The organism is Gallibacterium sp. ZY190522, assembly GCF_054166015.1.
This window is the reverse complement of the sequence record NZ_CM135118.1, coordinates 1287510-1299418: the sequence shown is the minus strand read 5'-3', so window position 1 is coordinate 1299418 and position 11909 is coordinate 1287510. Positions and strand designations below refer to the sequence as shown.

Genomic DNA, 11909 nt, shown 5'->3' with positions numbered 1-11909 from the left:
TTTCATTTTTAAACGCCCAGTATGGGCGTTTTTTATTTATCATTAAAAAGATTAACGTAATAGGCAGAGTATTTAAATTTCTTATTGTTTTCTTATGATTTACAAGACATTAATTTTAATTTTCTGTGGCTTATTCACATTTTCTGCGATAGCAACAGCAAGTGATAATGTTGCTCTTCAAACTTATAAAACAGAGCTACACTCACCTGTATTCAATGCAACATTAGATCACTTGGACAATAAAATAGCTAAAGTGATACAAGGTAAAATATCTATTTCTTTAAAAGATGTGGAGAAAGATCCTATCTTAGTAAAGAAATTGTTATATCAAGCGGTAATATATCGACATTTTAAAATAATTAAGATGTTATTGCCTATTTATCAGAAATATCAACAACAAGATAAAATACTCATCTTATTTGCTGAAGGTGCTTTAGCTGAATCACAGCAAAATTATTCACAAGCGATTGCAAAGTTTCGACAACTGTTAGCTATAAATCCTAAAATGAATCCTGCAAGAATTGCATTAGCAATAGCATTATTTAATGATAAGCAGCTTAGTTCTGCAAAGCAACAATTTGAAAAAGTGAAATCTGATGAAAATTTACCAATAGCAGTGGCGAAAATGGTAGAACAATATTTACGTTTAATTGATGATAATAGTGCTTGGCAAATTAGTTTCTCTGCAAATTATGAACAAGATAATAATGTAAATGATGCCTCTTCTGATCGTAATATTGAACAAACAGGATTTGTGAAATCTGATTCAATGTTGCCACAATCTGCTCATGGTATTGCTTATTCATTGATATTAGCAAAAGAGAAAAATATTAAAGATTCACACTATTTCTTTTTTGAAACTAATTTGTTTGGTAAGTTTTATTGGGATAATCGTGATTATAATGATACATATAACCGTAGTTATTTAGGTTATGTAAATAAAAATTCAAAACAGAGTGTGCGTTTATTATCTCTTTATGAAAGGCGTTGGATTGGGAATAAGCGTTATCAACAAGGAACGGGAATACGTGCAGAATATAATCGCTGGTTATCTATAAATTGGCAAATTTCTTCTGCTTTGGAGTATGTTAAGCAACGTTATAATGATTATGATTATTTAAATGGAGCAAATAAATTATTTTCGACAACATTATTTTGGATAAGAAATCCACAACAAACTTTTCATATAGGATTTAATCTAGAGCAAGAAAATACCAGAATCAAACAGTATAGCAATAATAGTTATACTTTACGTTTTGGTTGGGGGCAAGAGTGGGGAAAAGGCATTTCTTCACATATGAATTTTTCTATTAGTAAAAGACAGTATCAAGATCAATTCAAATTAGCTAACCGGTTTCCATTGGGTAAAAATCGAAGAGATCACATATATCATACTTATTTTGCTCTTTGGAAACGTGATTGGCATTTGTTTGGTATTACACCTAAATTACAGCTGATATGGAAGAAACAACAGAGTAATTTTCCATCACTTTATTCTTATCAGGAAAAACAATTTAATATTGTTTTTGAAAAAAATTTTTAAAAGAATAAGATATTCTCAGCCTTTAAAAAGAGGATAACGTATTTTAAGCATATATTCACTAATGTTAATTCATTATAATAGCTATCCTAACAGTATTTTTGATGAGTAAAGGAGCTAATGAATGACTCAACAAATTTTTTCACAATTTCCTGAACGTCGTATGCGCCGTATGCGTAAACAAGATTTCAGTCGTCGTTTAATGGCGGAAAATAAATTAAGTGTCGATGATTTGATTTATCCAGTATTTGTGATTGAAGGTGAAAATCAGCGTGAAGCAGTGCCTTCGATGCCGGGTGTGGAGCGTCTGACTATCGATCAATTATTGATTGAAGCAGCAGAATTAGTGAAATATGGTGTACCGATGGTTGCTTTATTTCCAGTTGTGCCACAAGAGAAAAAATCATTAATGGCGGAAGAGGCTTATAATCCGGATGGCTTAGTTCAACGTACCGTACGTGCATTGAAACAGGCTTATCCTGAGCTGGGGGTAATGACTGATGTGGCACTTGATCCTTTTACTACTCACGGTCAGGATGGAATTATTGATCAAAATGGTTATGTTTTGAATGATATTACTACTGAAGTATTGGTTAAACAGGCGCTTTCCCACGCTGAAGTTGGAGCTGATGTGGTTGCACCTAGTGATATGATGGATGGACGTATTGGAGCAATTCGTCAACAGTTTGAACAACAAGGTTTTATTAATACCTTGATTATGGCATATTCCGCAAAATATGCTTCTTGTTTTTATGGACCATTCCGTGATGCAATCGGTTCATCAAGTAATATCAAAGGTGGTAATAAATTTACATATCAACTTGATCCTGCAAATAGCGATGAAGCATTGCAAGAAGTTGGGTTGGATATTCAGGAGGGGGCTGATATGGTGATGGTTAAACCGGGAATGCCTTATCTTGATGTACTATGGCGTGTTAAACAGCACTTTGGTGTACCTACTTTCGCTTATCAAGTTTCTGGAGAATATGCAATGCAGATGGCTGCAATTCAAAATGGGTGGTTAAAAGAAAAAGAGAGCATTTTAGAAGGATTGCTCTGCTTTAAACGTGCCGGAGCGGATGGTATTTTGACTTATTTCGCTAAACAAGTGGCTATTTGGTTAGCGGAAGAAAAGTAAGGATAATTCTTCATTCATTATTTATTTCCGGATTACATTTATGTAATCCGTATTTTTTTGAAATAGGCTATGAACACAATTCAACAACAGTTTGAACAGTTACAACAACAATTCTTTCAATATCAATTGGTTCCAGCTTGGGGTAATTCTCAAGCTGAAATAATGTTTATTGGTGATGCTCCTGGGAAAGATGAGCTGAGTAAAGGACCTTTTGCTGGGACGAGTGGTAAATTTTTTGATCAGTTATTAGATTCTATTGGATTGACCAGAGAGAATATTTATCTGACCAATGTGGTTAAGTTTAGACCGGAAAAACGTAATCCTAACAAGAAAGAAATTACAGCATTTAACAGCTTACTACGTGCGGAAATTGAGAAGGTTAAGCCCAAAATTATTGTGCCGTGCGGACGTATTGCGTTGTCTGTATTTCTGCCAGAATTTAAAATCAGTGAAGTTCACGGGCAAGTTTACACCTTGATGCAGGATGAACACTGTTTTTTATTATTGCCGATGTATCATCCGGCAGCGGCAATGCATAATGGAAAAATGCGCCCAATGCTGAAACAGGATTTTCTCACATTGGGCGATGTTTGGAATGATTTGGATTAGTAGCTTGAGTTAATCAAAACTTCTTCACCGTAACCGCCTAAAGTAGGCATTGGTAAGTAGGTGGAGTTCGGTGCACGCATAATACGGATACCACGAATACCAGCTTCTTTTGCTGCTAAAATATCATCATCACTGTCGCCATAATGGATGCTGATTTTATGTTCTAAAATAGCTGGTGTTTTGTTGTATTTAGTATTACGAGGACGATCTCCCATAAAATCAACAGAATGCATATTTTTAACGCCTAATGCTTTTTGTAAGATTGGTGTTACTCCATCTGTTTTACCCGCTGTTCTTCCAGTAATAAAATAAACGCTATCGCCTCGTTCTTCATGCATCTTAATTAATGCTTTTGCTACTTCTTTTGGAATTGAGTATTTGTCGCAGCCAGCATTAACTTCATTCCAGAAATCTTGATTTTTTAAATATTCAAAACCATTTGGTGAATATTTTTGTTGTCCGTAATAGAAACAAGGGCTGGAAAACAATACGGTATCATCAATATCGAAACTGACATTGATAGCCGGTTTACCTTCTAAACTTTTTTTAATCTGCTCAATTGAAACCCAATGAATTGGTGCTTGCTGTAACATTTCACGTGCATTTGTGCCTTCTTGAGTATAAGGTTCAGTTTTGGCAGCAAAAACATTAGTGGCGACACCGGCAATAATAGCCACGAGAGCTAATTTTTTCAAATTATGCATAGTTATATCCTTCTTAATTGTTTGATTTATTTAGTAAAAATATTCCTGATGGGGCAAGTTCGATATAGGCTTCTTGACAATTTGCCTCGAAGTGTTCGGGTGCTAAATTTACTAATAATTCATTATTGCCCCATAGCACCACAATTTCCCAATGGTTTCCCATATAAACTGCTGATTTAATTTGACAACGGGTTTGCGGCGAACCTTGTGTTAATAGATGAATAGCTTCCGGGCGAATACCGACCAAACATTCGCCATTGTCGACATTAAATTCTTGAGCTTGATCCAGCGTTAATTGATAGCCATTAATCTTTAATTGATTATTTTCTAAATAGCTGTCAACGATACTGGCTTCACCCATAAATTTAGCTAAGAACAGAGAATTTGGTCGTTGATAAAGCACTTTTGCCGGTGCTTTCTGCATAATTTTCCCTTTGTTCATTACAATCACTTCATCGGAGACAGCAAAGGCTTCACTCTGATCGTGCGTCACATAGAGCGAAGTGATATTAAATTTTTGCTGTAATTCGCGGATTTTTTCACGCATACTGCGGCGTAAATTGGCATCAAGGTTACTTAACGGCTCATCAAAAAGTAAAACTTTCGGTTTTAATACCAAAGCACGCGCCAAGGCGACCCGTTGTTGTTGTCCGCCGGAAATTTGATCGACATAACGATCACCGAAACCGGCAAGATCGACCAACTCCAATGCCTCTTCAACACGCTGTTTACGCTCTTCAGCATTAACGCCTAACATTTTCAAGCCGTAACCCACATTATCGGCAATCGACATATGTGGAAATAGCGCATAAGATTGGAACACAATACAAATATCGCGACTTTGAATAGAAGATTTGGTCACATCTTCACCATCAATAAAGATTTGTCCGCTGGTCGGGCGTTCCAAACCGGAAACCAAGCGTAGAATGGTGGTTTTGCCGCAACCCGAAGGCCCGAGCAGTGTGGTCATTGTGCCACGTTTAATGGTTAAACTGAGATCATCGATCACAACAGATTTACCAAAGCGTTTTGTCACATTTTTTAAGACAAGAAAGTTATTATCGTTATTCATAAAACAACCTCAATTTAATTCATTTGTTTTGCTTTTGAACGGGAAATTCGAGTATCACCGACCATCCAGTCAAAGAATAAAATAATTGCCATCATCACTACAATCAGCAATGAACCATAAGCGATTGCAATACCGTATTCACCATCTTCTACACGGTTTAAAATATAGGCAGTGGCTACACGAGTATCGGCAGTTACCAAGAATACAATCGCACTTACAGTGGTCATTGCCCGAACGAAACTGGTAATTAATGCGGAAAGTAGTGCAGGTTTAAGCAATGGCAAAGTGACATAAATTAATGTTTTCCACGAATTTCCTTTTAAAGAAAGTGAAGCTTCATCTAATGATTTATCCAACTGCCCTAAACCGGCAATAGCGGCACGCATCCCAATCGGTAAATCCCTCATTACCATTGAGATAATAATGATAACACCGGTACCGGTGATATAGAGCGGAGCATCATTAAAGGCTAAAATGTAAGATACTCCGGCAACGGTTCCTGGTACGGCAAAACAGAGCATAGTTAAAAACTCTAATGTTTTTTTACCGGTGAACTCTTTACGCACCACAATATAGGCGATTAATAAGCCGAATAGTGCAGTAAGTGGAGCAGCAATACCGGCATAAATAATAGTGTTGATTAGAGATGGCCACGCACCGTCACTAAATCCTTGACCGAATAGAGAGGCATAATTTCCAAAGGTTAAAGTGTAATTAACACCCCAATTGACAGTGAAGCTACCGTAAAAAATACTGCCGTAAAGTGTGGCATTAAAAATAATCCAAATTGCTAATAAGGCAATAATGGCATTTTTTAATCCGGTAGGTAAATCCTGTACATCACCACGATAAGATTTACCAGAAACGGTAACATAAGAGCGATTTCCTATCCAAATATATTGCACAATAAAAATACCAAGTGAGAACAATAATAGAATTGTGCCTAATGTACTGGCGGAAGCATAATCAAGTTGTGAACCAGCAATATAGAAATAAATTTGAGTGGCGATAACATCGAAACTGCCTCCCAATACTAATGGGTTACTGAAATCTGCTAAAGATTGGATAAAAACCAACAAAAACGCATTAGCAAGAGCCGGTTTTAATAATGGAAAAATAACTTGAAAGAAGGTTTGATAACGATTAGCTCTTAATGTGTAAGAGGCTTCTTCAATGGACGGATGTGCTGATTTTAATGATCCTTCCAAAATCATAAAAGCAAGTGGCGTAAACGCTAAAATCTGTGCTATAGCGATACCGTTGAAGCCATAAAGCCAGTTTGTGTTAGTAAAGCCAAAGTGTTGTGCTAAAAATTCAGTTAAATACCCAGAGCGCCCTAACATCAAAGTTACTCCTAAACCGACAACAAATGGGGGTGTGACAATAGGCAAAATAGAGAAAATTTTGCCGATAAAGGCAGTACGTTTGGCTATTCTGGTAGTATAAAGCGCAAAAGCCAAGCCAAAAACGGTAGAAATAAAGCCGACAAATGCAGATAACCATACCGAATTGAGGATTACACGCAAAATATAAGATTGAGTGATAATTTGGATAAATTGGCTTGGATTAAATTCATTGCCATCATAAAACATTGAAATGAAGATGGTTAAAGTTGGATAAACAATAAAAAAGAAAATTAATAAGATAATGGCAAGCAGCGAAGCAATAATAAATTTATCGCCTTGCATAATTTTGAGCTTAGCTAAGGCATTAGTAGCGATAGCAGTTAGCGTAATAATTTGTACGATAACAGCATAACCTAAGCTCAAGTGATAAATATTGGCGGAAATAAAAGTAAATAAAGCGATAATACAAACCGCAACTAATTCAAATTTTGCTTTCTTTTCTTGAGATAACCCAAGATGAGGGGAGAACCAGAAAATAGCCAAAGAGAAAAACCAAAACCAACTTAGATTAAACGAGTGCCATCCCATTGCGGCTAAAAATTCATCAGTAGTTGATTCTAGCAAGCCATAATCCAAAGCAAATGATGGCAGAATCGCAAATGCAAGAAAGCTAATCAAAATCCAGGTCGTAGTAGTATTTATTGAAAATTTTGTTGAGTCCATCAAAAATTCCTTAGTGGTTGAAACCTCATCATTTTCGGCGGTAGGATACATTTAATTTAGGAGAGGTTTAAGCTCTCATCAGGGCGATTCATAGAGCAATGCTTTATGGTCTTTCTGAGAATTGAAACATACAACCCTACAAAATAAAAATATACTCCCAAAAGATAGGAGAATAAATTATAAAAAGCAAATAGCTATGAGAAATAAATTCCCCATAGCTATTTTTTTGTTTTATTATTTGCTTAATTTGACGTCATTGACCCATTTGTTGATTAAACGTTTTCTTTCATCACTTGAGCCGAATTTTTCAAAATCATAATTGATTAATTTAAGTTTTGTCGGATCAAATGCATTAGGAGATTGTTCTGCGGTAGTGTTAGTTAAAGTCTGTAAAGCCTGACTTTTTTCCACGCAAGTTCCTGACCTTCTTTAGATAACGCCCAATCAACGAAAAGTTTGGCATTATCTAGGTTTCTTGCGCCTTTTAAGATACTTACGCCACCAAGTTCATAACCTGTACCTTCACAAGGAACGACTAAGGCAAGCGGTGCGCCTTTCTCTTTTTCCAATGCATAATCATGTAAGAAGCCGATACCGATAGTGGCTTCACCACGTGCGGCGTTACGTGATGGTGTAATACCAGATTTAGTGTATTGTGAAATATTTTTATCTAAAGACTTAAAATATTCGAATGCTTTCGGTTCACCCCATAATTGTACAAATGTAGCAATAGCAGTATAAGCTGTGCCAGAGCTTTGAGGATCTGCAATTTGAATTTCGCCTTTTAAGCGCGGATCTAACAAATCACTCCAACATTTTGGTGTTTCTTTAATACCTAATTTTGCTAAACGGTCAGTGTTAACACCAAATCCTAAAATTCCCATATAAATGGCAGAGGATAGATTTCCTTTGACTTTGCCTGGATTTCGGAATTTTTCGATAATTTGCGACAAGTTTGCTGATTGATAAGGTTCTAATAAACCTAATTCCCCAGCTTGGGATTGAGGATCGAAAGTACCTCCATACCAAACATCAGCTTGAGGGTTATTTTTTTCCGCTTCAACTTTAGCAAAAGTGCTACCGGAGCCGTTACGAATGAATGAAGTTTTAACATCATATTTTTTGAGAATGCTTGTGTTTCAGTTTCACATAATTCATTGGTTGTACTGCAGTAAATGACTAAACGTCCGGATGCTTGAGCTGTAGAAGCTAATAAAATGGTACTAATGGCTAATGTAGAAAGTTTTAATGAAGTTGATAAATTTATAGCTATAATCCTTCTATAATGAAAAATTTGTTCGTTATTATATGAAAAACTTTTATCTGGAAATGTGAGCGAATTCACAAAAGTAAACTTATTTGATGAAAAATATGAGCGAATAAGTAAGTTTATTTTTCTGATAGATATAATTTTGTTTAGAAAGAAAACAACGATATGATCTGCACCCCAAAAGTTGGACTTATTATCCAACAGACAAAGGTGCAGATTTTTTATGACTAAATATAACCAAACATTTAAACAACAAGTGGTAGATTTCTACTTTCAACACGAGGAAAGTCTTTCTTTAACCTGTCGTACATTTACCGTGTCTAAACGCACATTAAGGCGTTGGATTGCCCAATATCAACATTCAGGTATAAAGGGCTTAGCCGTGCTGCATACCAAACGAACCTATACTCCAGAGTTTAAATATCACGTCATACAAACGATTCAAAACAGAGACATGACAGCTGACCAAGCCTGTTTACAGTTTGGAATTGCTAATTCGGGTGCTATTAGCCAATGGTTGAAAAGCTTTCAACAATGCGGTATAGAAGGATTACACTCAAAACCCAAAGGACGACCTGCGATGAAAAAAACACGCTATGCCAAAATACCACCGCCACCGAAAACAGAAGAAGAACGCTTACGCTTAAGAATTCTAGAATTAGAAACGGAGAATGCCTACCTAAAAAAGTGTCAGCAATTAGACCGAGAAAAAATGAGGAAAAAGCCAACGCCGTCCAAGAATTAAGAGCAGACTATCCGTTAGACTTACTGTTACGGTATGCCAACTTAGCCAGAAGTACTTTCTTTTATCATTTACATGGTAAAGATAAGACTAAGGATAACAACGCTTCATTATGCGCCCAAATTCTTGCTATCAAACAACAGAATCCACATTATGGCTATCGCCGAGTCACCAAACAATTAGGCGAGGGGATCAACCATAAACGGGTACAACGATTAATCCAAGTGATGGGATTGCAGGTAAAAGAGAAAAGACAACGTAAATATTATTCTTATCGTGGGGAAGTGGGTAACATCGCCCCGAATCACTTACAACGAGACTTCCACGCCACCGTTCCGCACCAGAAATGGTTGACCGATATTACTGAGTTTAAGGTGAAGGGCGATAAACTCTATTTTTCTCCGATATTGGATTGCTATAACAATGAATTGATTGCTTACCAATGTAGTCGTCATCCAGATGGTAGATGAGTAAAACAGATGGTGTTACAAGCGATTGCTCGGTTAGCTGAGGGGGACTCCCCGATATTACATTCAGACCAAGGTATTCAGTATCAAATGGCAAGTTATCAACAGTTATTAGCTGAGCACAATATTGTGCAGAGTATGTCAAGGAAAGGCAATTGTTTAGATAATGCCGCGATGGAGAGTTTCTTTGGTCGGATGAAAGTGGAATGTTTTTATGGCAAAACTTTCGAAAGCATTGAAGAACTTGAATCTGTTATCAAAGAATATGTTCGTTATTACAATGAGGAAAGAATACAATTAAAATTAAATGGACTGAGCCCTGTTCAATACAGAATTCAGTCCTTAAAATAACAGTCTAACTTTTCGGGGTCAGATCAATAATGAAGCTTTTGCATTAATCGCCGATGCATTGTTCTTGTGATTATTCTAATTTATCTGTAACAAACTTGTAATAAATACCGAACTGTTCCATAGATTTTAAAACTTGAAGTAACTCTTTGCCTAAAGTAGTTAGCCCATATTCCACTTTTGGTGGATTTGTTTGATAATCTTTTCTAAAGACAATTCCATCATTACATAACTGCCTTTGAAAGTGATTGGTTACGGATTTCGCCGGCTACTAGAAGACAATTTTTTGCAGGAAATGATATACCAATCACTTATGTATGTATCCAAGTAAAAGAACACTCTCTTGATTCATTCACAGCTGATGATGCTGAAATATTAGATTGAAGTTATAAGGATTAGTAGAAATTTACAACTTGTTGTTTAAATGTGTGACTGTATTTGGTCATAAAAAATCTGCACCTTTATATGTTGGATAATAAGTCCAACTTTAGGGGTGCAGATCACAATTCAGCCTTTTTCAATATTTTTTATTGTACGATATTACAAAGTCATTGCCGCAATCCAACCGAAAATTAACAACGGAATGTTGTAGTGAATGAATGTTGGTACGACTGAATCCCAAATATGATCGTGTTTTCCATCCATATTCAAACCGGATGTTGGACCCAATGTTGAATCAGAAGCTGGTGATCCAGCATCGCCTAACGCAGCAGATACACCAACAATTGCAGCGGTAGCTAAGGGCGAAAAACCGAAACTAACACATAATGGCACATAAATTGATGTAATGATTGGAACAGTAGAGAATGATGAGCCGATACCCATTGTGATAAATAGCCCGATCAATAACATTAAAAATACGGCAAGCCCTTTGTTATCAGAACCAATGGTGCTACTGAAAGTTTGTACTAATTCAGTCACTCCTCCGGTTTCATTGATTACTTTGGCAAAGCCGGAGGCTGCAATCATTACAAAACCTATCATCGCCATTAAACGTAAGCCTTGTTGGAAAATATCATTGCTTTCTTTCAGTTTAAAAATACCACCTAAGGCAAATATAATTAAACCAACTAGACCACCAACAATAGTGGAGTCAGTGAATAGTTGTAAGGTAAATGCAACAACAATGGAAATAATACTAATCCAGATATGAAATGGTTTAATGTTAGCGATACGATGTTGTAAATCCTCAGAGGTAGGTTCACTGCCGTGAACAATATATTCTCTAGGTTTACGGTAGGTGATGAAAATGGCGGTCAACAATCCTAAAATCATTCCAATAACCGGAATCAACATCGCTAGCGACACTTGCGCAGTAGAAGTTTGCAGTCCGAATTGTGCGCCTGCCTCATTGATATTTTTGACAAGAATATTTTCAATAAAGATTTTTCCGAAGCCGACAGGTAACAACATATAAGTTGCAGTTAAACCGAAAGTCAAAATACAGGCTACGGCTCGGCGATCCAGTTTTAATTTATTAAAAATACTGAGTAATGGTGGTACAACAATAGGAATAAAAGCAATATGTACCGGCAAAAGGTTTTGTGAAGAGACAGAAAATGCCAATAACACGGCAAGTAAAAAGTATTTAAACCAAAATAGTGTTTTATGGCTAGGTGTATGACCTAAACGAACAATCACTTTGTAAGCGAGTAAATCTGTGATTCCTGATTTAGAAATGGCAACAGCAAAGGCACCTAAAATAGCATAATTCATTGCGACTGAAGCGCCCCCACCTAAACCATCAGTAAAAACTGAAACGGTTTTGTTCAGATCCAAACCTCCAACTAATCCTGCAGTAAGTGCAGAAATAATTAGGGCAATTACAACGTTGATACGCATCAAACTCAGTGCAAGCAACACGAGAATGGAGATAACAACTTCATTGCTGAATAACATATGTTGTGTTCCTTAAGTTGATTATGAGAAGTTCCATAATTTACTAAAATT

The 11909-nt window shown here is 36.3% G+C and carries 9 protein-coding genes and 3 pseudogenes; 6 read left to right on the top strand and 6 right to left on the bottom strand.

Going from position 1 to position 11909, the window contains the following annotated elements:
• The first annotated feature begins 94 nt into the window (after positions 1-94).
• The 3 genes from ACXPAV_RS06300 to ACXPAV_RS06290 all read left to right on the top strand — a co-directional run bounded on the left by ACXPAV_RS06300 (position 95) and on the right by ACXPAV_RS06290 (position 3287).
• Complete coding sequence (locus ACXPAV_RS06300) at positions 95-1543, top strand: surface lipoprotein assembly modifier (protein WP_458003004.1); 1449 nt, start codon at positions 95-97, stop codon at positions 1541-1543.
• Between the two features lie 121 nt (positions 1544-1664).
• Complete coding sequence (gene hemB / locus ACXPAV_RS06295) at positions 1665-2678, top strand: porphobilinogen synthase (protein WP_039134373.1); 1014 nt, start codon at positions 1665-1667, stop codon at positions 2676-2678.
• A gap of 69 nt (positions 2679-2747) precedes the next feature.
• Positions 2748-3287, top strand: a complete 540-nt coding sequence (locus ACXPAV_RS06290) for a uracil-DNA glycosylase (protein ID WP_458003003.1) — start codon at positions 2748-2750, stop codon at positions 3285-3287.
• Here the strand turns inward: ACXPAV_RS06290 and aphA are convergent.
• From aphA to ACXPAV_RS06270, 4 genes and pseudogenes are all read right to left on the bottom strand, one after another.
• Complete coding sequence (gene aphA / locus ACXPAV_RS06285) at positions 3284-3991, bottom strand: acid phosphatase AphA (protein WP_458003002.1); 708 nt, start codon at positions 3989-3991, stop codon at positions 3284-3286. The genes ACXPAV_RS06290 and aphA overlap by 4 nt on opposite strands.
• A gap of 13 nt (positions 3992-4004) precedes the next feature.
• Entirely contained in the window at positions 4005-5063 is a 1059-nt protein-coding gene (fbpC, locus tag ACXPAV_RS06280) for a ferric ABC transporter ATP-binding protein (protein WP_458003001.1), read from the bottom strand.
• Positions 5064-5077: 14 nt separating this feature from the next.
• On the bottom strand, positions 5078-7132 hold the full coding sequence (locus tag ACXPAV_RS06275) for an ABC transporter permease (RefSeq protein WP_458003000.1): 2055 nt from the start codon (positions 7130-7132) through the stop codon (positions 5078-5080).
• Positions 7133-7366: 234 nt separating this feature from the next.
• A pseudogene (locus tag ACXPAV_RS06270) lies at positions 7367-8399 on the bottom strand (ABC transporter substrate-binding protein).
• Between the two features lie 226 nt (positions 8400-8625).
• On the opposite strand from ACXPAV_RS06270, the pseudogene ACXPAV_RS06265 reads away from it, so the two are divergent.
• The 3 genes and pseudogenes from ACXPAV_RS06265 to ACXPAV_RS06255 all read left to right on the top strand — a co-directional run.
• A pseudogene (locus ACXPAV_RS06265) lies at positions 8626-8919 on the top strand (helix-turn-helix domain-containing protein); the annotation flags it as partial.
• Complete coding sequence (locus tag ACXPAV_RS06260) at positions 8916-9614, top strand: IS3 family transposase (protein WP_458002999.1); 699 nt, start codon at positions 8916-8918, stop codon at positions 9612-9614. The pseudogene ACXPAV_RS06265 and the gene ACXPAV_RS06260, both read left to right, overlap by 4 nt.
• 9 nt (positions 9615-9623) lie before the next feature.
• A complete protein-coding gene (locus tag ACXPAV_RS06255) occupies positions 9624-9962 on the top strand; it encodes an IS3 family transposase (RefSeq protein WP_080735399.1) in 339 nt (112 codons plus the stop codon).
• 70 nt (positions 9963-10032) lie between these two features.
• On the opposite strand, the pseudogene ACXPAV_RS06250 reads toward ACXPAV_RS06255, so the two are convergent.
• Positions 10033-10185: pseudogene (locus ACXPAV_RS06250) on the bottom strand (winged helix-turn-helix transcriptional regulator); the annotation flags it as partial.
• 314 nt (positions 10186-10499) lie between these two features.
• Complete coding sequence (locus ACXPAV_RS06245; RefSeq protein ID WP_458002998.1) at positions 10500-11858, bottom strand: Na+/H+ antiporter family protein; 1359 nt, start codon at positions 11856-11858, stop codon at positions 10500-10502.
• Between the last annotated feature and the right edge of the window lie 51 nt (positions 11859-11909).